The sequence below is a fragment of the Streptomyces sp. IMTB 2501 genome, assembly GCF_001953885.1.
GTDB lineage: Bacteria > Actinomycetota > Actinomycetes > Streptomycetales > Streptomycetaceae > Streptomyces.
The window spans coordinates 103,465-123,978 of record NZ_MQUS01000020.1 but is presented as its reverse complement, the minus strand read 5'-3'; the positions used below and the strand labels follow the sequence as shown (position 1 = coordinate 123,978).

Below are 20,514 nucleotides of genomic sequence, written 5' to 3'. Positions count from 1 at the left end.
CGGTCAGTCGAGTACGAAGCTTTCGAGGTACGACGGGTTCGCCCGGTCCAGCATCGAGCGGGAGCGCGCGCGGATCCGGGCGTCGCTGTGCTCACTCGCCGGCAGCAGCCAGAAGCGGTCCTCGCGGATGCCGGCCACGACGAGGTCGGCGACCTCCCCGACGGGCGTGAAGCGGACCTCCTCGCCGGCCGCCCGCATCGCCGCCTCCCACTGGTCGAGGCTGCGGTACGGGGTCCTGCGCGGGCGCTGTTTGGCGTAGCGGGCGGGGCGGTTGCGGTGCGACTCCCACAGGCCGGTGCGCAGCATGTGCGGGCCGGGGAAGAGCACCGAGGCACCCACGCGCGCGTGCTCGGCCTTCAGATGCGCGTACAGGGACTCGGTCAGGGTGACGACGGCCGCCTTGGTGACCGCGTACACGGAGGCGGTCGGCAGGGGGGCGATACCGCCGTCGCTGGAGGATGTATTGACGACATGACCGGGTTGACCCGACTTGATCATCCTGGGTACGAATGCCTGGACGCCATGGAAGACACCCCACACATTGACGGCGAAGGCCCATCGCCAGTCGTTCGGGTCGTGCTCCCACATCCGGCCCTCGGCGCCCGAGCCGACGCCCGCGTTGTTGCACAGGACGTGCACGGCGCCGTAGGTGTCGTACGCCGCCTCGGCCAGCTCCATGACCTGGGCGCGTTCGCCGACGTCGACCACGCGCGCGTGCACGTCGGCGCCCTCGGCCCGCAGACCCGCCGCGGCCTTGTCCAGGGCGCTCTCCTCCACGTCGGCGAGGACCACCTTCAGGCCCTCGGCGGCGAACCTCCGGGCCATCGCGAGCCCGATCCCGCTCGCCGCGCCGGTGACGACGGCGACCTGTCCGGCCTGGAGGTCCATCACGAACTCCCCTCGGGCGGCGCGTCGAGGATCTGCAGCGGATCGTCGTAACGCTGGTGGACGTACGGCAACAGGGCCTGGGCATCGGCCCGTTCCACGACCCGGCCGCTCTGGTCGCTGGTCTTCTCGCCGATGGTGATCTCGCGCAGCCGCAGCACCGGAAGGTCGGCCACGGGGTCGTACGCCGACTCGCGCAGGACGACCTCCCCGGTGATCCGCTCCAGCCGGCGCACCTTCTCGTGGCGCACGCAGTGCACCAGCACCGGGTCGATGTCGAAGCCCGAACCGTCCACGGCGGGAAGGAACTTGAAGTAGAAGTCGGTCTTCCGCGAAGGCTCCGGCAAGGGCAGCTCGCCGGCCACCGTGCCCTGCACCTCGACGAACGCGATGCCGTGCCGGGACAGCGTCGCGCGCACGCCGGGGCCGTAGCGTTCGACCGTCACCTCGCCGAGCTTCTTGGGCTCGCCGAAGACCTCCCGCCCGCCGGTGAGGGCGCGCTCATGGGTCATCGGCATGACCAGCGGATACCAGCCCTCGACCGTGCCGTGCGCGGCGGCGACCGCGAACGAGCCGGCACCGAGCGGGTATCCGGGCAGGTCGACGGTGCTGATGTTCACCCGCACGAGCGGGCTTCCGGTGGGTTTCAGGGGTGGTGGCAGCACCGCGGCGACCGCGTCCGGGTCGGTCTCCCAGACGGCCACCACTCCGGTGGACCAGATGTCGGGAAGCCGCGCGCTCGCGGTGCGGGTCGCGGCGATCTCCCGCTCGGTCCGTGCGCCGTACCGTACGCGTGCCATACGTCGTACCGCCCTTCTTCCGACAGCCCGTTCCTGACGGACCGTCACCTGTAACACAGTTACAGCAGACCTCGTGCGGGGTAAAGACACGCGTACGGAGGAGAGTTGGGGGGATCATGGCGGGTGGGACGAGAAGCGCGCTGACCCGGGAGGCGGTGCTGGAGGCCGCCGCCGGTCTGGTGAAGCGGCACGGGCCGGACGCACTCACCATGCGGGGGCTCGCCGCCGCGCTGGGTACGGCCGTGACCTCGATCTACTGGCATGTCGGCGGCCGCGAGGCCCTGCTCGACGCCCTCGTGGAGCGGACCGTGGCCGAGCTGGGCGAGATCCGGCCCTGCGGGAACACACCCGAGGAGCGCGTGGTCGGTGTCGCGCGCGACCTGCGCCGGCAACTGCGCGACCATCCGCATCTGGTGGCCCTGGTGCACGAGCGGGGACTGACCGAGCGGATGTTCCTGCCGGCCCAGCGGGTGCTGGTGCGCGAGGCGCACGCGGCAGGTCTGCGCGGTGCCCGGGCCGCCGAGTTCGTACGGGCCGTGCAGTTCCAGGTGGTCGGGCATGTACTGGTGGAGCGCAACCGCGAGCGGGCCCCGGCACAGCACCCCGACGAGCAGGAGCTGTGGAGTACCGAGGCCGCCGGGGACGACCCCGCGCTGGCGCGTGCGCTGGCCCTGCCGGTGGACACGGAGCGGCTGTTCCTGACGGCGGTGAGCGCGCTGGTGCGGTCGCTGCTGGCACCGGCTCCGCCCACCGGCCCACCCGGCTCGGTCGGCTGATGGGCACAGGACAGGCACACGCGCGCGAGGCACGAACAGTCAGGCGACCCCACGGGGCGGGGGACGGCCCTGAAGGTCAGGACTGTCAGTCGCGGCCCGTATCCTCAGTGACCATGCTCGAAGACCGTGCGACCGCAGTGTCCTCCCCCACCCAGTGGCCGGCCGCGTATCCGAAGGGATACGCGGTCGTTGACGTGGAGACCACCGGCCTGGCCCGGGACGACCGGATCATCTCGGCGGCCGTTTACCGGCTGGACGAGCGCGGCGAGGTCGAGGACCACTGGTACACAATGGTCAACCCGGAGCGGGATCCGGGACCCGTGTGGATACACGGCCTGACGAGCGAGGTACTCGAAGGGGCGCCGCTCTTCGCGGACATCGCCGAGGAGTTCGCGGCCCGGCTGGACGGCCGGGTGCTGGTCGCGCACAACGCCGTCTTCGACTGGCAGATGATCGCGCGGGAGTACGCGCGCGCGCAGCGCGAGGCGCCGGTGCGTCAGCGGCTGTGCACCATCGCGCTGTCGAAGGAGCTGGGGCTGCCGCTGCCCAACTTCAAGCTGGAGTCGCTGGCGGCGCACTACGGCGTCGTACAGCAGCGGGCGCACCACGCGCTGGACGACGCGCGGGTGCTGGCGGAGGCGTTCCGGCCCAGTCTGCGGGCGGCCGCAGCGGGTGGCGTACGGCTGCCGCTGCTGGAGTGCCGGCCGCTGACGGAGTGGTCGGACCGTCCGGTGCCCCGGCAGTCGTCCGGCGGATTCGGGGGCTACGGCGGCTACCGGTCGAGCAGTTGGCGCCCCTCCCGCAAAAGGCCCGCATGCCCCTACCCCAATCCGGGGCGCTACGAAGACGGCAAACGCCTCAAACAGGGCATGCGGGTGGCGTTCTCCGGCGACACCTCCGTCGACCGCGAGCTGCTGGAGGACCGGGCCACCGAGGCCGGTCTGCATGTGGCGTCCAGCATCTCCCGGCTGACCAGCCTGCTGGTGACCAACGACCCCGACTCGGGCACGTCCAAGCTGGTCAAGGCGCGGCAGTTCGGCACGCCGGTCGTCGACGAGGCCGCGTTCGGGCAGCTGCTGCGGGATGTCGAGCCCGCCGACGGGTGAGCGTACGCATGCGAGTGATCACGCCGATGAGAGTGATCGTACGAATGAGTGATCGGCACACGACTCACCCGGAACGCGCTCGCCCTGGTCTCGGCGACGGCTCACCCTGTGGCGCATGGCGAAATGTGAAGTTTGCGGCAATGACTACGGGATGACCTTCGAGGTCCACGCTCAGGGTGCGGTTCATGTGTTCGACTGCTTCTCCTGTGCGATCCACCGCATGGCACCCCTCTGCGAGCACTGCCGGGTGCAGATCATCGGTCAGGGGGTGGAGGCCGACGACAAGTGGTACTGCGGCGCGCACTGCGCCCGGGCGGACGGGAAGACGGGAATCGTCGACCGGGTGTGACCCGGTACCCGCCTGAATGCACCCCACGGCCCGGAGGTACCGTCGTGGGGTGCATCGCTACCGCTTCCTGTTGTCCCGCCAGTGGGTGATCCTCACCATCGTCGCGATCGCGCTGATCCCGACGATGATCCGGCTGGGTTTCTGGCAGAAGCACCGCTACGAGGAGCGCACCGCGCGCAACGACCTGGTCTCCTCGGCGCTGCACGCCAAGCCGGTCCCGGTCGAGCGGCTGAGCTCCCCGGGGCACACCGTGACCCGCGTCGAGAGGTACCGCACGGTCACCGCGACCGGCACCTTCGACACCGCGAAGGAGGAAGTGGTCCGGCGCCGGACCAACTCCGACAACGAGGTCGGCTTCCATGTGCTCACCCCGTTCGTCCTCGGCGACGGCAAGGTGCTGCTCGTCAACCGCGGCTGGATCCCCGCCAACGGAGCCCAGACCGCCTTCCCGAAGATCCCCGCCCCGCCGGCCGGCCGGACCACGATCACCGGGCGGCTGATGGCCGACGAGACGACCGCTGCGAGCGGCATCAAGAACGTCGAGGGCCTCCCCGAGCGGCAGATCATGCTGATCAACAGCACGGAGGAGGCGCACCGGCTCGGCGCGCGGGTGCTCGGCGGCTACGTCGAGCAGACGGGGCCCCAGACCGACTCCCCGGAGCAGATCTCCGACCCGGGCAGCGAGGACGCCCCACTGAACTACGCGTACATGATCCAGTGGTGGCTGTTCGCCGCGGCCGTCCCGGTCGGCTGGTGGTTCCTGGTCCGGCGGGAGATCCGCGACCAGGAGGAGGCCGCCGCGGAGGCGAAGCCGGAGGAGACGGAACCGGCCGCCGTCTAGGGCCTGTCCGGCGGAACAGGTCGCAGGACATCGGCGGCACCTTGCAGGCACTGTGAGCGGGGGTGCGTCCAGCTGCGAGGCGGAGGAGGGCGGCGACGCGATGGGGCCCTCGCGGGCGAAGGCGCGCGTGGGGGCGGCAACCGACGACAACGCCGCAGATGGGCCTGCGGGGACCGGCGCGCCCTCCCCCACTGCCTCATCAAGGGCGCGGGTGCACCCCCAGCGGCGTTGCCGTCGGTCACCGACGCTCCCCCACACACTCGAATACGCTCGCGCGGGGCACCCCCATCGCCCCCCGCTCACCCGCGCTGATGAGGCGCCGCCGATGTCCCCCTGATCCGGCGGACAGGCCCTGGCCCCCGCCGTATCGCCACGCACACGGGCCAGTCACTCCCCCGGCGCACCACCTGGTTGTCCCTCTGGCGCGCCGGGAAACCGGATCCCGTGAACGCGCGCATCGAGGACTACGCCCTCATCGGTGACGAGCAGACCGCCGCGCTGGTCGGCAGGGACGGCTCGATCGACTGGCTGTGCCTGCCCCGCTTCGACTCCGGTGCCTGCTTCGCCCGACTGCTGGGCGACGAGGACCACGGCCACTGGCGGATCGCCCCCAAGGGAGCGCGCACCTGCACCCGCCGCGCCTACCGGCCCGACACCCTGGTCCTCGACACCGAGTGGGACACCCACGACGGCACGGTCCGCGTCACCGACCTGATGCCGCAGCGCGACCGCGCCCCCGACGTCGTACGCATCGTCGAAGGCGTCAGCGGCCGGGTCACCGTGCACAGCACCCTGCGCCTGCGCTTCGACTACGGCTCGATCATGCCGTGGGTGCGCCGCTCGGACGGGCACCGGGTGGCCGTCGCCGGACCGGACTCGGTCTGGCTGCGCTCGGAGCCGGCCGTGCACACCTGGGGCGAGGACTTCGGCACCCACTCGGAGTTCACCGTCGCCGAGGGCCAGCGGGTCGCGTTCGTGCTCACCTGGCACCCCTCGCACGAACACCGCCCGCCGCTCGTCGACCCCTACGAGGCGCTGAGCAACAGCGTCCACGACTGGCGGCGCTGGGCGTCCCGCTGCCGCTACGACGGGCCGTACCGGGACGCCGTCGTACGGTCCCTGATCACACTCAAGGCACTCACCTACGCCCCGACGGGCGGGATCGTCGCCGCGGCCACCACCTCGCTGCCCGAGGAACTGGGCGGCGTACGCAACTGGGACTACCGCTACTGCTGGCTGCGCGACTCCACCCTCACCCTCGGCGCCATGCTCGCCGCGGGCTACCACAGGGAGGCCGAGGCCTGGCGCAACTGGCTGCTGCGCGCGGTCGCCGGCGATCCGGCGGACCTGCAGATCATGTACGGCCTGGCGGGCGAGCGCCGGCTGCCGGAATGGGAGCTGCCCTGGCTGCCCGGCTTCGCCGACTCCACGCCCGTGCGCATCGGCAACGGCGCCGTCGGCCAGCTCCAGCTGGACGTGTACGGCGAGGTCATGGACTCGCTGTCGCTGGCCCGCGACAAGGGCCTGCCCACCAGGCCGCACATGTGGGCGATCCAGCGCGCGCTGATGACGTTCCTGCAGTCGTCCTGGCGGCAGCCCGACGAGGGGCTGTGGGAGGTGCGCGGCGGCCGGCGCCAGTTCGTGCACTCGAAGGTGATGGTGTGGGTGGCCGCCGACCGCGCCGTACGGACGCTGGAGAAGTACCCGGAGCTGCAGGGCGATGCGGACGGCTGGCGGGCGATGCGCGACGAGGTGCACCGGGAGGTGTGCGAGCAGGGCTACGACGCCCGGCGCCAGACCTTCACCCAGTACTACGGCTCGCGCGAACTGGACGCCGCCCTGCTGCTGATCCCCCGGGTCGGTTTCCTGCCGCCCGACGACCCCCGGGTGACCGGCACGGTCGACGCCATCCGCGCGGACCTGGGCCATGGCGGCTTCGTGCGCCGTTACGACACCGACGCCGTCGGCGTCGACGGGATGCCGGGCGGCGAGGGCGCCTTCCTCGCCTGCTCGTTCTGGCTCGCGGACGCCCTGCATCTGACGGGCCGCACGGCCGACGCCCGGGCGCTCTTCGAGCGGCTGGTGGCACTCACCAACGACGTGGGGCTGCTGGCGGAGGAGTACGACCCGGGACTGGGCCGCCAGGTGGGCAACTTTCCGCAGGCCTTCAGCCATATCGCCCTGGTGAACACCGCGCTCACCCTTTTCGGGGACAAGCAGGCAGGATAGGGCCATGGATCTTGGACTGAAGGACCGGGTGTACGTCGTCACCGGGGCGACCCGCGGGCTGGGCAACGCCGCCGCACGGGAACTCGTCGCCGACGGGGCGAAGGTCGTGATCAGCGGCCGGGACGAGAAGCGGGTGGCCGACGCCGCCGCCGAACTGGGCCCGAACGCGGTCGGCGTGGCCGTGGACAACGCCGACCCGCGGACTCCGGAGCGGCTGATCGCGGTCGCCCGCGAGCACTTCGGGGCGTTCGACGGCGTGCTGGTGAGTGTGGGCGGGCCGGCGCCGGGATTCGTCGCGGACAACACCGACGAGCAGTGGCAGAACGCGTTCGAGTCGGTGTTCCTCGGTGCGGTGAGGCTCGCTCGCGCGGCGGCCGGCGAACTGGAGCCGGGCGGGGTCATCGGGTTCGTGCTGTCCGCGTCGGTGTACGAGCCGATTCCGGGGCTGACCATCTCCAACGGGCTGCGGCCCGGGCTCGCCGGCTTCGCCAAGTCGATCGCCGACGAGCTGGGGCCGCGGGGGATCCGGGTGCTGGGGCTGCTGCCGTCGCGGATCGACACGGATCGCGTGCGCGAGCTGGACGGGTTGTCCGCGGATCCTGAGGCCACTCGGGCTGCGAACGAGGCGCGGATCCCGTTGCGGAGGTATGGGGCGCCTGAGGAGTTCGGGAAGGTGGCGGCGTTCTTGTTGTCCCCGGCGGCTTCTTATCTGACGGGGGTCATGCTGCCCGTGGACGGGGGCATGCGGCACGGGTTCTAGCGTGCGGGCGAACTGTCAAGTGACCCTTTCCGCGCGGTGCTTGACTGTCCTCAGTCGTATCTCCGCCGGCAGAGACGGGAGCCGTGCCGACTCGCGGGCGTGAGTGAGGACCTGGGCCGTGAAGTCGTTCAGGGCCGTCGACGGGTCCACGTGGGGCTCCAGTTGGAGCCAGATCTTTGCCGTGGGTTTCGTGCGGCGGCCGCGCAGGAGGATCTCCGCGTGGGCCACACCCCGCTGCTGGACGGCTTCCTGGGCCAGGGCCGACTCCAGGGCGCGGCCGCGCAGGAGGGCGGACTCGCCGTCGCCGGTGTCGATGAGGATCTCGCCGAGCCGGCGGCGGCGCAGGACCGTGGTCAGCCAGCAAAGGGTGAGCAGGACGAGGACGGCCAGGGTGGCGAGGACGGCCGGCCACCACCAGCCGGTGCCGCGCCAGTGGGTGCGTTCGGCCCGGGTGAGCAGGACGTCGTGCGGGCCGGTGTGGATCCACCAGGAGGGCGCCGGTGCGCCCAGGCCGACGGCCAGGACCGAGCCGCCGAGCGCGAGCAGGAGGAGGCCGACGAGGGCCAGCAGGACACGGTGGAGACGGCCGCTGCGCATCGCCGTCACCCCTTCTGTCCGGGCCGTGTCACATGGACGGACAGCGCGGGCGGCCGGCCGAGGCCGAGGCCCCGGATCGTGTCCGTGAGCACCGTGTCCAGGTCGGCGCGTACGTCGTCCAGGTCACGGAAGTGCGAGACGACACGGACGTCGGCCCTCCTGCGGCGCATCCGCACCCGCACCGACCGGACCCCGGAGATGTCCATGGCCCGGTCGCGCAAAAGAAGCGCCGCGGCGTCGCGCCGGAGTGCGGCGCGGACGTCGGGGTGCGGGCGCCGCATGGGCAGCAGACCGCGCAGGCCGGGCGTGGCCGCGAGGGCGATCAGCCAGAGGCCGAGTGCGGCGGCGACGGCCGCTCCGGTCAGCACCCAGGTGTCGTCCAGGGGCCGTTCGGCCAGTTGCCGGGCCAGTGCGCGGCGCCAGTGCATCGCGGGGTGGTGGACGCGCACGGCGGCGATGTCGTACAGCAGGAGGCCGGCGCCGGCCAGCAGCAGTACCGCGACGACGGCGGCCGGGACGCGGCGCGCCGACCAGAAGCGGCCGCTGCTCTCGGCGGCGGGCGGCGTGGGGGTGGGGTCCTTGTGGAGCGTCTGGATGATGGTCTGCGGCTCGCTCATCACGCCCTCCCGTGCGGTGCCGGGTGCAGCCGTTCCACTTGTACGGCGACCTCGGCCACCGTCATGTCCACCAACGCGCCTACCCGCTCGGCGACATGACGACGCACGGCGGCGCAGTGCGCGCCGATGTCGCAGGGGTAGCCGAGTTCGAGGTGCACGCGTACGCGGGCTGTCGCCACGGGGGTCTCCCCGCTCGGGCGAGGCCGAGAGTGGGGGAGTACGACGACGGTGGCGTGCGGGGCGGCCGCGTCGGCGGGCAGTGGTGGCAGCGCCTCGCGGGCGGCCTGCGCGGCGATCTTCGCGACGACCCGGTCGGCGATCCGGGTGGCGCCGCGCTCAGCAGGCGGCACGAGGGCCGACGGCGGGCGCGCCGCGCCGGTGTCGGCGGTCACCGCCGGTCACCGCCGCCGATCGCGCCGGTCGTCGCGGGTACGGAAGAAGTCACCCAGTTCCAGGTCGCCCTCCGCGAACCGGCCGACGACGAACCCGATCGCGCCCAGCGCCGCCACCAGCAGGAAGGCTCCGAAGCCGCCGAAGTACCCGGCGAACCCCAGCGCCATTCCGGCGATCATGCCGACCACGGCCATGCTCATGCAGCACTCCTCAGCTCGTCGGGGGAGCGGTGTCGGGTCGCCGGTGCGTCACTGGATGCGCGGCGGCTCGGGCTCCTCGTCCTCTTCGTCGGGCAGCTTCACGTCGCTGACCGCGATGTTGACCTCGACCACCTCAAGTCCGGTCATGCGCTCCACGGAGGCGATCACGTTCTCCCGTACGGCGCGGGCGACATCGGCGATCGAGACTCCGTAGTCCACGACGATCTCCAGGTCCAGCGCGGTCTGCAACTCGCCGACCTCGGCCTTCACGCCCCGCGCCACCGACCTGGAGCCGCCCGGCACCCGGTCGCGCACGGCGCCGAAGGTGCGGGCCAGACCGCTGCCCATGGCGTGCACTCCGACGACGTCCCGCGCCGCGAGGCCCGCGATCTTCTCCACGACACCGTCGGCGATGGTGGTCCGTCCCCGGGTCGCCGGATCACCGCCGCCGCGCTGGGTGGCCTTACGGGTCGACACCTGCGGCTCCTGGTCGCCTCCGGGGGTCGTCGTCATGTCGGTCATCGCCGTACGTCCCTTTCGGTCGTCGTCCCCGTCGATCGTCCCTTGCCCACCGTATGCAGGGTTCCCCGGCGGTGCGCCGGTGATACGGCAGGCTGGAGGAATGACGGCGGACCGGTGGACAGAGTTGGTACGGCGCCAGGTCGGGCTCGGCAGGCTGCTGCCGCTCGGTGGGCCGCGCGACGGCGCGTGGATCGCGGAGGTCGCGGCGGGGGCGGTACTGGAACGTGCGGCGGCGGCCGGGGTGCCGGGGGTGCGGCTGGGCACGCTGCGGCTCATGCTCGCCGATCCGGAGGAGGCGGCGCAGCCCGTCGTACCGGCCCCGCCGAGCGCACTGCCGCCGGGCCCGCTGCGGCTGACGGCGGACTTCGCCGCGAGCGCCGCGGAGCCGCTGCCCGCGGTGGCGTCCCGGCTGCGGCTGACGCTGGCGACGGCCGCCGCGCAACGGCTGGGGCTCGCGCTGTCGGAGATGGACCTGCGGGTGACCGACCTGCTGGACACGGAGGAACCGGCCACGGCGGTACGTGCGCCACGGCCGGTGCCCGCGCGGGAACCCACGGACCCGGACGAGGCCCGTGCGGCCGCTGCCGCCCTCACCGTCCCCGGTGTGACCAGCCTGACGGCTTCCCTCGGCGGCCCCGGCCGCGCGGTGCACCTGGAGGAACGCCCGGCCGGCACGGCGCTGCCGCACCGGCACGTGCGCGTGGAGGTGTCGACGGGTGCCGACCACCGGGCCGTCGACGTAGCCCGACAGGTCCGCACGGCCGTACGGGACGCCCTGGAGGACCGGCCGACGGTGGCGGTGCTGATCACGGCGGTGGGTTGACACGCCCCTCAGGGGCGCGGGGCTGTACCGCCATGCGCCGTCCGAACGACCGCCCGTGCCGACTGCTACTCGCCGAGGCCGGCCAAGTCCCGAAGCCGGCGTGCCTGAGCAGCCCGCTCAGCCGCCCGCTGCTCGTCGTACGTACGGTCCGCCGCACCCCGCAACAGCGCCTTGGTCTCAGCGACGGCGTCCCGCGGCGCAGCCAGCAGCGCCGAAGCCAAGTCCCGCACGGCGTCGTCCAGTTGGCTGCCGGGCACGGCGATGTTGGCGAGCCCGGACGCCACGGACTCCTCCGCGCCGACAAACCTTCCCGTGGCGCAGATCTCGAGCGCGCGGGCGTACCCGACGAGACCGACCAGCGGATGCGTACCGGTCAGGTCGGGCACGAGGCCGAGGCTGGTCTCGCGCATGGCGAACTGCACGTCGTCCGCGACGACCCGAAGGTCGCACGCGAGCGCGAGCTGGAAGCCGGCTCCGATGGCGTGTCCCTGGACGGCGGCGATGGACACGATGTCGTTCCGCCGCCACCAGGTGAACGCCTCCTGGAACTCGGCGATGCTCGCGTCGAGCCCGGCGTCGTCACGGCGCGCGAGATCGATGAAGGTCGGCTCGCCCGGGATCCCCTCCGGGGTGAACATCTGCCGGTTGAGACCGGCGGAGAAGGACCTGCCCTCGCCGCGCAGCACAACGACACGGACGGAGCCCGGCAGCAGCCGCCCGGCCTCGGCGAGCGCCCGCCACAGTGCGGGGCTCTGCGCGTTGCGCTTGGCCGGGTTGGCCAGCGTCACCGTGGCGAGCGCGTCGTCAACGGTGAGCCGTACGCCGTCCTTGTCGAGTACAGGAGCGAGGTCCTGGTCGGGCGAAGCCATGGGGCGCCTCCGATGGGTGCGGTCATCCGAGCATGCCAGGCATGCTTAAGTGACTGCACAGTAACCACCCGGCCGATCAGCTGGCCGACCGGGTGGCCACCATCGAAGTCGATGGACCGCCCGGCGTCAGACCGACGCGGCCTTCTTGCCCCGGGTCGCTCCGCCGCGCCCGCGAAGGACGACGCCCGACTCGCTGAGCATTCGGTGTACGAAGCCATACGAGCGGCCGGTCTCCTCGGCCAGCGCCCGGATGCTCGCACCACCGTCGTACTTCTTCTTCAGGTCTGCCGCGAGCTTCTCGCGCGCGGCGCCGGTCACCCGGCTGCCCTTCTTCAGAGTCTCGGCCACCCGTGCCTCCTCATGGGAAGTGCGCTCTGGTCTCCTCATGATCACCCCTCTTGGGCGTGATGGCCACCCATTCGGCAAGGTCCGTGGGACATCGTTGTGACGACAGGAGTGGATCCCCACAAGCGGAACACGCAATTCCATGGGGTGGTGTCCATGGGACCGAACGGGTGGATTCGCGAAGTACCAGGTCAGCGACGCGAAACGGCCGACCCCTTGGCGCGCGAGGGATCGGCCGGAAAATCCGTGTAGGACACACCCCGATACGAGGAGATCTCACACAGATGATGGATCACGGATGAGCCGAATGATCCATACGCAGTGGATCACGCCAGGGCGACGAGATCCGCGTAGTCGGAGCCCCACAGGTCCTCGACGCCGTCCGGCAGCAGGATGATCCGCTCGGGCTGGAGCGCCTCGACGGCACCCTCGTCGTGCGTGACGAGGACGACCGCGCCCTTGTAGGTGCGCAGGGCGCCGAGGATCTCCTCGCGGCTGGCGGGGTCGAGGTTGTTGGTCGGCTCGTCGAGGAGCAGCACGTTCGCCGAGGAGACGACCAGGGTGGCCAGGGCGAGACGAGTCTTCTCGCCGCCCGAGAGGACACCGGCGGGCTTGTCGACGTCGTCGCCGGAGAAGAGGAACGAGCCCAGCACCTTGCGCACCTCGACCAGGTCCATGTCGGGGGCGGCCGAGCGCATGTTCTCCAGGACGGTGCGGTCGGGGTCCAGGGTCTCGTGCTCCTGGGCGTAGTACCCGAGCTTGAGGCCGTGGCCGGGGACGACCTCGCCGGTGTCGGGCTTCTCGACGCCGCCGAGGAGGCGCAGCAAGGTCGTCTTGCCGGCGCCGTTGAGGCCGAGGATGACGACCCGCGAGCCCTTGTCGATGGCGAGGTCGACGTCGGTGAAGATCTCCAGCGAGCCGTACGACTTCGACAGGCCCTCGGCCATCAGCGGGGTCTTGCCGCAGGGCGACGGCTCCGGGAAGCGCAGCTTGGCGACCTTGTCGGACATCCGGACCTCTTCGAGACCGGAGAGCAGCTTCTCGGCGCGGCGGGCCATGTTCTGCGCGGCGACCGTCTTGGTGGCCTTGGCGCGCATCTTGTCGGCCTGGGCGTTGAGCGCGGCTGCCTTCTTCTCCGCGTTGGCCCGCTCCCGCTTGCGGCGCTTCTCGTCGGCCTCGCGCTGCTGCTGGTAGAGCTTCCAGCCCATGTTGTAGATGTCGATCGTGGAGCGGTTCGCGTCCAGGTAGAACACCTTGTTGACGACCGTCTCGACCAGGTCGACGTCGTGGGAGATCACGATGAAGCCGCCGCGGTACGTCTTCAGGTAGTCCCGCAGCCAGATGATCGAGTCGGCGTCGAGGTGGTTGGTCGGCTCGTCGAGCAGCAGGGTGTCGGCGTCCGAGAAGAGGATGCGGGCCAGCTCGATACGGCGGCGCTGACCTCCGGAGAGGGTGTGCAGCGGCTGGCCGAGGACGCGGTCGGGCAGGTTCAGCGCGGCGGCGATGGTGGCGGCCTCGGCCTCGGCGGCGTACCCGCCCTTGGTGAGGAACTCCGTCTCCTGGCGCTCGTACTGCTTGAGGGCCTTCTCGCGGGTGGCGCCCGTGCCGTTGGCGATGCGCTGCTCGTTGTCGCGCATCTTGCGGATCAGGACGTCGAGGCCGCGCGCGGACAGGATCCGGTCCCGGGCGAGGACGTCCAGGTCGCCGGTACGGGGGTCCTGCGGGAGGTAGCCGACCTCGCCGGAGCGGGCGATCTGGCCCCCGGCCGGGATGCCCTCGCCGGCCAGGCACTTGGTGAGGGTCGTCTTGCCGGCGCCGTTGCGGCCGACGAGGCCGATGCGGTCACCCTTGGCGACACGGAAGGTGGCGTTCTCGATGAGGACGCGCGCACCGGCGCGCAGCTCGATACCGGAGGCGGAGATCACGGACAGACTCCAGGGCGTACAGGGATTGACGGGTGGGCGGCTGAGGACGTTCCCGCCGTCTAATGCGCGAGGAGAATGGCCATGGGGAGAAGTCTAACGGGGGTGTGCAAGCGGTTTTTCTACGTCCGCGCGTTCGGTCCGTGACGCCGGAGATCGTTGCCGAGGGGCATGCGATCCGGGGTGATCAGCAGGGCCGCGCCGAGCCGTACGGCGGCCTCGGGCCGGAAACCGCAACCTGTGCCGGCGGGCAGCACCCTGCGCAGGCCGCCGTCGGCGATGCGGTACGCGGTGACGGGGTGACGGGGTGACGGGGTGACGGGGTGACGGGGTGACGGGGTGACGACGGCGAGCGTGCCGTGGTGCAGGGGGCGTGGGACGTCGGTGCCGCGTCCGTGAGCAGCCGGTCGTCCCAGAGAGCGATCCCCTCCCCGCCCACGGGCACCACGGCGACCGGCCGATTGCCCCACGCGCGCGTACCACCGCCGCGGCACACCCCTCCGGGTGCCATGGCCGACCACGGCGCCACCCTGCGCCCGCACCTCCCGCACTCCGGCGCGCGCCTGCCCCTGCCGGTCCGCGTACGGGACGCGCCGCACGTGGTGGGCCGACCCGAGGAGCCCGAGGACGAGCAGTACGCCGCCCAGGACACGCAGGGCACGGAGAGCGAGGGGCGACGGGTCGCCGGGGCCGACGTGCCATGCGTCGCTGCGCGCGGTGTGACGTGCGTCGTCGGGGCCCGTGTGCCGTTGTTCGTCATGTCCGGTCCCGGGGTGGTGGGGTGGCCGCCTCTGCCCTTTCCGTTCCGTGTCCTCCGCCTCGGATCAGGCGCGGGCGTGGTGGCGGGAGGCGGGCGGGGCGGGGTGCCGCGGGGGGGGAAGTCGCCCGGTCGGGTGTTTCGTCCGGCGGTGGGGCAGCGCGGCGGGCAGGGATGCCGCCAGGGTTCGGACGCCGAGCACGACGGCGCGGGCCGAGGGCGGTGACGCGCCGGCAGCAGCGCGATCACCCCGGCCAGGCAGCCGGGGGTACGGCTGCCGCGCCGGACGGCCGTGACGTACAGGATCTGCAGGGGGCTCGCGGCCGCTCGCAGGACTGGCCGGCCGGCGCGAACAGCGACTCGGTGCGGACCCAGCCGCAGGCGGACCGCTGCGCGGGGTGTGGGCGCGGCACGCGACGAGCACGACGGACGCGTCGACCGGGCGGCCGCTGATCACCGCCCTCACCATCGCCGGCAGCAGTGGTTCCGGCAGGGCTGCCGCACCGGCGACACGGGGCGGTGCGGCACGTTCCGCTGAGGCGTTGTCAGTGGCGGCTGCAAGACTGAACGGGACGCCACAGAACCGGCGTACGAAGGCGTACGAAGCCGTACGAAGGAGTGATCGGCAATGGCAGGCATGGGCGGCGGACGGCCGAGCATCTACCCCTCGCTGCTGTACGCGGACGCGAAGGCGGCGATCAGGCAGCTGACGGAAGCCCTCGGCTTCACCGAGCTGTCGGTGTACGAGACGGAGGACGGCAAGGTGATGCACGCCGAGCTGACCCAGGGCAACGGCGCGGTGATGATCGGTTCCAAGGGCCGGGGCGGCCGTTTCGACGCGGCGATGAAGGACGCCGGGCCCACCGGGGTGTACGTCGTCGTGGACGACGTGGACGCCCACCACCAGCGGGCCCTGGACCACGGCGTGGAGATCCTGCTGCCTCCGACGGACCAGGACTACGGCTCGCGGGACTACATGGCCCGCGACGCCGAGGGCAACATCTGGAGCTTCGGGACGTACGCCCCGGAGATCGGCGCCTGAGCGGCCCCCGCGCCGCTCATCCCCCGGTGTGCACCTGAAAGGCGGCCCGGCGCACGGCCTTGGCGAGGGCCGGGTCGGGGTGTGCGGCGGCGAGCGCGACCAGGACCTGCACGGTGCGCGGGTGGCCGACGGCGCGAACCTCGTCGAGCAGCTGGGGAACCGTGGGCTGCACCGCGGACTCCAGATGCCGGACCAGCATCGGCGACTCGCCGTGGTCGGCGACGGCGGCCGCGGTGTCCACCCACAGCCAGGTCGCCTCTTCCCGGGTGAGGACCTCGTGGGCGTCCTCCGGGTCGACCCCGTCGTGCTCGGCGAGCCACAGCAGGGCGTACGGCCTGAGGGCGGGTTCGTCCACGACGGCGTGTACGTCGGGCTCGGCGGGGGCGCCGACGACGCGCAGCGCCTCGAAGGCCAGGCCCCGCAGCAGGGCGTCCTCGCCACGCGCGGCGTGGATCAGCTCGGTGACGGCGTTGCCGACGGGGCGGGCGGCGAGCCAGGCGCGGTATTCGGCACGGGCGGCGTTGGGGCGGAGCTGGGCGCAGCCGCGGAGCATGTCCTCGGCGGCCTGCTCGATGTTGCCGGCGGGGCTCTGCGCGGCCACGCAGATCTGCTCCAGCTTGACCCACACCGCCCAGCTGCCCAGCGGGGTGAGGGTGGCCTGGCCGTCGCCGTAGGTCAGCGCGCCGACGAAGACGAGGGCCCGCAGCGCCCAGTCGAGGAGCGGGGCGAGCGGGGTGTCGCCGACGGACGCGAAGTCGGGGTCGGCGCCGGGGTCCGCCGGGTTCGGGGCATCGGCCGCCGGGCGGGCGGGGCCGGACTCGGGCGACTGCCGGGCCCCGGGCAGGGCCGGATGTGCGATCCCGGGCTCGTAGGGGACCTCGCAGCGCTCGGTGCGCAGTTCGGTGACCCGCTGCTGGAGCAGGTCGAGGAGCTGCTCGACCGGGACGGGACCGGCGGACAGCTGGAGGAAGGAGAGCACCTGGGGCATGGCGGAGACGACCTCGGCGACGGCGGCCGGCTCCTGCTCCTCGGGTTCCGGGGAGGCGAGCGACCAGGCGTCGAAGAGGGCGACCCAGCCGCGCAGTACGGCGCTGTCGTCGCGGTCCCAGGCGCGCAGCCGCCAGCCGGGACGCGCGCTGTCGCCGTGCACCTCGACGAGTCCGGCGAGCCGGGCGGTGTCCCAGTCGGCGCGGACCTGAGCGGTGCTCAGGCCCAGGTCGGCGGCGGCCCGTTCGGCGGTGGCTGCGGAGAGGGTGGCCTTGCCGTCGGCGGTGGCGCCGGCACTGCCGGGGCCGAGTGCGGTGTCGGCCCAGCGGGCGACCCGGACCGGGCCGGCCAGCCCGGTGCGGGCCAATCCGGCCAGTTCCGCGGGGGCCGGGGTGCCCTCCGGCGGCCGGGGTGCGGGGCGGCGCGGGCGCCGCTGGTTCACAGCTCTGGGGGCGGCGGCCAGGGGTCGCGGTCGGACGAGTCGGAGCCTGGAGTCGCGCGGGATACGGGACGTCACGGGTGCAGTCTTCCGGTTGACGGTCGGAAAACCCAAACGGAATGTCACTGCGGGCAACGGGGCTGGCCAAGGGACAGGGTGCGACGCGGGGTGATGAGGCATGATCAGGCCAGTCGTACGACCTTAAACGGAATGTCCGGCACCGGGGCGGGCCGGGGATGATGCCGGGGTTGACGCCGGAGCCGGTGGCCCAGGTCGCGGGCGTGGTCGACGACCGTGATCGGTAGCCGTGATCGGCGGCCTTGGTCGGGGCCGTGGTCGGTGGCCGTCAGACCAGCGGGGTCAGGAAGCGGCGCAGCCGCTCCTGGTACTCCCCCGGATCGGCGTTCCACATCGCCGCGTGCGGGGCCTGCGGCACGGTGTGCAGGGCGACCAGATCGGCGCGGCGGCGGGCCAGGCTGCGGGAGAGCTCCCAGGGAGCCACCTGGTCGTCGGGTCCGTGGAAGATCAGGGTCGGCACGGTGAGCCGGTCGGGGTCGGTGATCTCGGCGACCCGGTCGGCGTGCAGGCCGGCCCGGCCCTGCCCGGCCCTGCGCGGCCCTTACGGCGAGCGGCAGCAGCGGCTGCGGGGTGTGGCGCGCCCGGGCGAGGGCGCGCAGCGTGGCCTCCCAGCTGAGCACGGGCGAGTCGAGGACCAGTCCGGCGATCCGCTCGCGCACCGGGGAGCGCTCGGCGGCGCGCAGCGCCATGGTGGCGCCGGTGGACCAGCCGAGCAGCACGACCCGGCGGGCGCCGTGGCGGACGGCGTAGCGGATGGCCGCGTCCAGGTCGCGCCACTCGGTCTCGCCGAGGTGGTTCAGTCCGTCCGGCGGGCGCGGGGCGCCGAGGTCGCCCCGGTAGGCGAGCGCGAGGACCGGCACCCTGCGGGCGTGCAGCGGGGCCATGAGGTTCATGACCTGTTCCCGGGTGGTGCCGAGGCCGTGCACGGCGATCACCCAGGTGTCCCGGGCGCCGGGCACGAACCAGGCGGGCAGTTCGCCGAGTTCTCCGGGCACGTCGATGTCGGCGTGGTCGAGGCCGAGGGCGGTGCCGGGGTTGCCGACGTGCAGGTTCGGGGTGAGCCACACCGCGTCGCCGGCGGCGAGGGCGCCGTGCGTCACGCGTTCCAGACGGCGTACGACGGTGTCGGCCGCGTGCTGGGCCGCCTCCAGCACGGGGCCCACGACCGCGTGGGAGCCGTCGCCGGCGAGGCCGTAGGTGCCGGGGCGCAGCGAGGCCAGATCGCGGGTGAGGGCGATCTGGCCGGCGGCCGTGCCGTGCACGGTGAGGCGGGGTTCGGTGGGCAGCGGGCGGCCGGCGGGCGCCTTCAGCGCGGCGTCGCTGGCGAGGCGGCCGGCGGCGACGGACGCCATGCCGGCGGCGAGGACCGCGGTCACTGCGGTGGCGGTCGCTTTGACTGGGCGCACGGGTCCAGTGTCGTGTCGGTTGCGGCCACCGGCCAGCCGAAAAGCGGGCCAGGTGGCGAGCGGCGGGGTGCGGGTGAGTCCGGCACCTCACTTCCGTTGGCCGTACCCCTGCAAGCGTTCCCCCGCCTCGGCCAGTTGTGTCTCCGTCAACAGGGACGGGGCCAGGCCCGGTACGGAGGACGCCGTCAGCCACAGGCGGCACATCCACTCCAGCTGGGCGGTGCGGTCGTAGGCCTGGTCGAGGGTGGCGCCGTAGGTGATCGTGCCGTGGTTCTGCAGGAGGCAGCCGGAGCGGTCGGCCAGGGCGCGGAGCATGTGCTCGGCCAGTTCGTCGGTGCCGTAGGTGGCATAAGGGGCGACACGGACCGGGCCGCCGAGTGCGGCCGCCATGTAGTGGACCAGCGGCAGCTCGGGCACGAGGGTGGAGACCGCGGTGGCGTGCACGGCGTGGGTGTGGACGATCGCGCGGGCGCCGGTGGTGCGGTAGACGGCGAGGTGCATGGGCAGCTCGCTGGTCGGCATCAGCGTGCCGAGCACCTGGCGGCCGGTGAGGTCGACGCCCGTGAGGTCGTCCGGGGTGAGCCGGTCGTACGGCACGCCCGACGGGGTGACCAGGACGAGGTCGCCGATGCGCGCCGAGACGTTGCCCGAGGTGCCGACCACCAGTCCGTCGGTTACGGTCCGCCGTGCCGTGGCGACCAGTTCCGCCCAGAAGTGTTCCCGTTCCGCGTCCCGCCGCTGTTCAGCCATGCCGCGATCCTGCCAGCCGCGCCCTCGGCACAGGGGTGCGTGGGTGCTTCCGGCCGGAAGCACGTGCCCCCGAACGGCGGAAGTCGGGGTGAATCGCCGTAAAAAGGCGCTCGATTCGGTAATCGCCAGGCCTTCAATGGTCCCCCTTGACCGTCGGACGATCTTGAGTCCGCCGACCCGGGGAGACACATGGCCAGTGAACGCCCACCCTTCCGTCGCCGCGCCGGTGTCCTCGTGGCGGCCACGGCGGCGCTCGCCCTCACGGGCACCGCGAGCACCGCGGCCGCGGCTCCGGCGCTGGCCGTGGGCAAGCCCCGCGGTCACGACGTCTCGTCCCATCAGAAGCGCGTCGGCTGGTCCGCCTCCCGTTCCAGGGGCGCGCGGTTCGTCTACGTCAAGGCGACCGAGTCCACGAACTACCGCAACCCCTACTTCGCCCAGCAGTACAACGGTGCGCGCAAGGCGGGCCTGGTCCGGGGCGCCTACCACTTCGCCCGGCCGGACAGGTCCTCCGGCGCCCGGCAGGCCGCGTACTTCGTGCGGCACGGCGGCGGCTGGCGGGCGGACGGCTGGACGCTGCCGCCCGCGCTCGACATCGAGTACAACCCGTACAACAAGAAGCACAGGTGCTACGGGCTGAACAAGAAGCGGATGGTCCGCTGGATCCGGTCCTTCAGCGACGAGGTCAGACACAGGACCGGCCGCCGCCCGGTGATCTACACGACGATCCAGTGGTGGAAGCTCTGCACCGGCAACAGCCGCGCCTTCTCGAAGACCAACCCCCTGTGGATCGCCCTGCACGGCACCAGGAAGCCGGGGGCGCTGCCGGGCGGGTGGCGGTACTGGACGTTCTGGCAGTACCAGTCCGAAGGCACGCTGCCGGGTGACCAGGATCTCTTCAACGGGTCCGCGAGCCGACTGCGGGTCTTCGCGCGTAGCAGGTAGCCAAGGGACGTCTGGGGCGCCGGTGCCGAACCGGAGCGAAACGGAACATCAACCCCCCTCCCCAGACACTCCCATG

At 72.5% G+C, this 20,514-nt stretch carries 22 protein-coding genes and 1 pseudogene; 10 read left to right on the top strand and 13 right to left on the bottom strand.

The window, feature by feature from the left end:
• Positions 1–3: 3 nt before the first annotated feature.
• The gene (locus AV521_RS29975) at positions 4–888 is read right to left on the bottom strand and encodes an SDR family NAD(P)-dependent oxidoreductase (RefSeq protein WP_076092636.1); all 885 of its coding nucleotides are present in this window, start codon (positions 886–888) and stop codon (positions 4–6) included.
• Complete coding sequence (locus AV521_RS29970; protein WP_076092634.1) at positions 888–1,685, bottom strand: acetoacetate decarboxylase family protein; 798 nt, start codon at positions 1,683–1,685, stop codon at positions 888–890. The genes AV521_RS29975 and AV521_RS29970 overlap by 1 nt, the downstream gene beginning before the upstream one ends.
• Positions 1,686–1,801: 116 nt before the next feature.
• Between AV521_RS29970 and AV521_RS29965 the strand changes: the two genes are divergently transcribed.
• The 6 genes from AV521_RS29965 to AV521_RS29940 all read left to right on the top strand — a co-directional run bounded on the left by AV521_RS29965 (position 1,802) and on the right by AV521_RS29940 (position 7,746).
• Positions 1,802–2,461, top strand: a complete 660-nt coding sequence (locus AV521_RS29965; RefSeq protein WP_076092632.1) for a TetR/AcrR family transcriptional regulator — start codon at positions 1,802–1,804, stop codon at positions 2,459–2,461.
• A gap of 113 nt (positions 2,462–2,574) precedes the next feature.
• A complete protein-coding gene (locus AV521_RS29960) occupies positions 2,575–3,567 on the top strand; it encodes a DEDDh family exonuclease (protein ID WP_107481059.1) in 993 nt (330 codons plus the stop codon).
• A gap of 115 nt (positions 3,568–3,682) precedes the next feature.
• Complete coding sequence (locus AV521_RS29955; RefSeq protein WP_076092630.1) at positions 3,683–3,916, top strand: hypothetical protein; 234 nt, start codon at positions 3,683–3,685, stop codon at positions 3,914–3,916.
• Positions 3,917–3,932: 16 nt separating this feature from the next.
• Positions 3,933–4,757 (top strand): SURF1 family protein, encoded by an 825-nt coding sequence (locus tag AV521_RS29950; protein ID WP_076092628.1) that lies wholly within the window; start codon positions 3,933–3,935, stop codon positions 4,755–4,757.
• Positions 4,758–5,201: 444 nt separating this feature from the next.
• Positions 5,202–6,986 carry a glycoside hydrolase family 15 protein gene (locus AV521_RS29945; RefSeq protein ID WP_076092626.1) on the top strand — a complete coding sequence of 595 codons (1,785 nt, stop codon included), beginning with the start codon at positions 5,202–5,204 and terminating at the stop codon, positions 6,984–6,986.
• 4 nt (positions 6,987–6,990) lie between these two features.
• Positions 6,991–7,746: an SDR family oxidoreductase gene (locus tag AV521_RS29940; protein WP_076092624.1), complete on the top strand. Its 756-nt coding sequence runs from the start codon at positions 6,991–6,993 to the stop codon at positions 7,744–7,746.
• 15 nt (positions 7,747–7,761) lie between these two features.
• On the opposite strand, the gene amaP is transcribed toward AV521_RS29940, so the two are convergent.
• Genes amaP through AV521_RS29915 form a run of 5 tightly spaced genes read right to left on the bottom strand, consistent with a single transcriptional unit; the run spans position 7,762 to position 10,075 of the window.
• The gene (amaP, locus tag AV521_RS29935; protein ID WP_076092736.1) at positions 7,762–8,343 is read right to left on the bottom strand and encodes an alkaline shock response membrane anchor protein AmaP; all 582 of its coding nucleotides are present in this window, start codon (positions 8,341–8,343) and stop codon (positions 7,762–7,764) included.
• A 5-nt stretch (positions 8,344–8,348) separates the two neighbouring features.
• Entirely contained in the window at positions 8,349–8,960 is a 612-nt protein-coding gene (locus AV521_RS29930) for a DUF6286 domain-containing protein (RefSeq protein WP_076092622.1), read from the bottom strand.
• Entirely contained in the window at positions 8,960–9,352 is a 393-nt protein-coding gene (locus AV521_RS29925; RefSeq protein ID WP_076092620.1) for an Asp23/Gls24 family envelope stress response protein, read from the bottom strand. Before AV521_RS29925 ends, AV521_RS29930 begins: the two co-directional genes overlap by 1 nt.
• 6 nt (positions 9,353–9,358) lie before the next feature.
• Positions 9,359–9,553, bottom strand: coding sequence for a hypothetical protein (locus AV521_RS29920; RefSeq protein WP_053654947.1), 195 nt, complete (start codon positions 9,551–9,553; stop codon positions 9,359–9,361).
• Positions 9,554–9,601: 48 nt separating this feature from the next.
• Entirely contained in the window at positions 9,602–10,075 is a 474-nt protein-coding gene (locus tag AV521_RS29915; RefSeq protein ID WP_076092618.1) for an Asp23/Gls24 family envelope stress response protein, read from the bottom strand.
• Positions 10,076–10,175: 100 nt separating this feature from the next.
• Between AV521_RS29915 and AV521_RS29910 the strand changes: the two genes are divergently transcribed.
• Positions 10,176–10,898 carry a nucleopolyhedrovirus P10 family protein gene (locus tag AV521_RS29910; protein WP_076092616.1) on the top strand — a complete coding sequence of 241 codons (723 nt, stop codon included), beginning with the start codon at positions 10,176–10,178 and terminating at the stop codon, positions 10,896–10,898.
• A gap of 65 nt (positions 10,899–10,963) precedes the next feature.
• On the opposite strand, the gene AV521_RS29905 is transcribed toward AV521_RS29910, so the two are convergent.
• The 3 genes from AV521_RS29905 to AV521_RS29895 all read right to left on the bottom strand — a co-directional run bounded on the left by AV521_RS29905 (position 10,964) and on the right by AV521_RS29895 (position 14,037).
• Positions 10,964–11,767 carry an enoyl-CoA hydratase/isomerase family protein gene (locus AV521_RS29905; RefSeq protein WP_076092614.1) on the bottom strand — a complete coding sequence of 268 codons (804 nt, stop codon included), beginning with the start codon at positions 11,765–11,767 and terminating at the stop codon, positions 10,964–10,966.
• 126 nt (positions 11,768–11,893) lie between these two features.
• Positions 11,894–12,115: a helix-turn-helix domain-containing protein gene (locus tag AV521_RS29900; RefSeq protein WP_179023475.1), complete on the bottom strand. Its 222-nt coding sequence runs from the start codon at positions 12,113–12,115 to the stop codon at positions 11,894–11,896.
• Between the two features lie 323 nt (positions 12,116–12,438).
• Positions 12,439–14,037, bottom strand: a complete 1,599-nt coding sequence (locus AV521_RS29895; RefSeq protein WP_076092612.1) for an ABC-F family ATP-binding cassette domain-containing protein — start codon at positions 14,035–14,037, stop codon at positions 12,439–12,441.
• 140 nt (positions 14,038–14,177) lie between these two features.
• On the opposite strand from AV521_RS29895, the gene AV521_RS49495 reads away from it, so the two are divergent.
• Positions 14,178–14,345, top strand: coding sequence for a hypothetical protein (locus tag AV521_RS49495; RefSeq protein WP_179023473.1), 168 nt, complete (start codon positions 14,178–14,180; stop codon positions 14,343–14,345).
• A gap of 1,074 nt (positions 14,346–15,419) precedes the next feature.
• A complete protein-coding gene (locus tag AV521_RS29880) occupies positions 15,420–15,833 on the top strand; it encodes a VOC family protein (protein ID WP_076092608.1) in 414 nt (137 codons plus the stop codon).
• Between the two features lie 16 nt (positions 15,834–15,849).
• Here AV521_RS29880 and AV521_RS29875 read toward each other — a convergent pair whose 3' ends face one another.
• The 3 genes and pseudogenes from AV521_RS29875 to AV521_RS29865 all read right to left on the bottom strand — a co-directional run bounded on the left by AV521_RS29875 (position 15,850) and on the right by AV521_RS29865 (position 19,493).
• Positions 15,850–17,337, bottom strand: coding sequence for a hypothetical protein (locus tag AV521_RS29875; RefSeq protein WP_179023471.1), 1,488 nt, complete (start codon positions 17,335–17,337; stop codon positions 15,850–15,852).
• 268 nt (positions 17,338–17,605) lie between these two features.
• A pseudogene (locus AV521_RS29870) lies at positions 17,606–18,743 on the bottom strand (alpha/beta hydrolase).
• Positions 18,744–18,830: 87 nt separating this feature from the next.
• Positions 18,831–19,493, bottom strand: a complete 663-nt coding sequence (locus AV521_RS29865; protein ID WP_076092604.1) for a class II aldolase/adducin family protein — start codon at positions 19,491–19,493, stop codon at positions 18,831–18,833.
• 189 nt (positions 19,494–19,682) lie between these two features.
• On the opposite strand from AV521_RS29865, the gene AV521_RS29860 reads away from it, so the two are divergent.
• The gene (locus tag AV521_RS29860) at positions 19,683–20,438 is read left to right on the top strand and encodes a lysozyme (protein WP_076092602.1); all 756 of its coding nucleotides are present in this window, start codon (positions 19,683–19,685) and stop codon (positions 20,436–20,438) included.
• Positions 20,439–20,514: the final 76 nt, after the last annotated feature.

Excerpts from the sequence above, each read along its gene's own strand:
- AV521_RS29930 (WP_076092622.1), bottom strand. The coding sequence starts at position 8,960 with ATGAGCGAGCCGCAGACCATCATCCAGACGCTCCACAAGGACCCCACC.
- AV521_RS29865 (WP_076092604.1), bottom strand. The coding sequence starts at position 19,493 with ATGGCTGAACAGCGGCGGGACGCGGAACGGGAACACTTCTGGGCGGAA.
- AV521_RS29860 (WP_076092602.1), top strand. The coding sequence starts at position 19,683 with ATGGCCAGTGAACGCCCACCCTTCCGTCGCCGCGCCGGTGTCCTCGTG.
- AV521_RS29910 (WP_076092616.1), top strand. The coding sequence starts at position 10,176 with ATGACGGCGGACCGGTGGACAGAGTTGGTACGGCGCCAGGTCGGGCTC.
- AV521_RS29970 (WP_076092634.1), bottom strand. The coding sequence starts at position 1,685 with ATGGCACGCGTACGGTACGGCGCACGGACCGAGCGGGAGATCGCCGCG.
- AV521_RS29880 (WP_076092608.1), top strand. The coding sequence starts at position 15,420 with ATGGCAGGCATGGGCGGCGGACGGCCGAGCATCTACCCCTCGCTGCTG.
- AV521_RS29940 (WP_076092624.1), top strand. The coding sequence starts at position 6,991 with ATGGATCTTGGACTGAAGGACCGGGTGTACGTCGTCACCGGGGCGACC.
- AV521_RS29905 (WP_076092614.1), bottom strand. The coding sequence starts at position 11,767 with ATGGCTTCGCCCGACCAGGACCTCGCTCCTGTACTCGACAAGGACGGC.
- AV521_RS29975 (WP_076092636.1), bottom strand. The coding sequence starts at position 888 with ATGGACCTCCAGGCCGGACAGGTCGCCGTCGTCACCGGCGCGGCGAGC.
- AV521_RS29965 (WP_076092632.1), top strand. The coding sequence starts at position 1,802 with ATGGCGGGTGGGACGAGAAGCGCGCTGACCCGGGAGGCGGTGCTGGAG.
- AV521_RS29920 (WP_053654947.1), bottom strand. The coding sequence starts at position 9,553 with ATGAGCATGGCCGTGGTCGGCATGATCGCCGGAATGGCGCTGGGGTTC.
- amaP (WP_076092736.1), bottom strand. The coding sequence starts at position 8,343 with ATGCGCAGCGGCCGTCTCCACCGTGTCCTGCTGGCCCTCGTCGGCCTC.
- AV521_RS29960 (WP_107481059.1), top strand. The coding sequence starts at position 2,575 with ATGCTCGAAGACCGTGCGACCGCAGTGTCCTCCCCCACCCAGTGGCCG.
- AV521_RS29950 (WP_076092628.1), top strand. The coding sequence starts at position 3,933 with ATGCACCCCACGGCCCGGAGGTACCGTCGTGGGGTGCATCGCTACCGC.
- AV521_RS29915 (WP_076092618.1), bottom strand. The coding sequence starts at position 10,075 with ATGACCGACATGACGACGACCCCCGGAGGCGACCAGGAGCCGCAGGTG.
- AV521_RS29955 (WP_076092630.1), top strand. The coding sequence starts at position 3,683 with ATGGCGAAATGTGAAGTTTGCGGCAATGACTACGGGATGACCTTCGAG.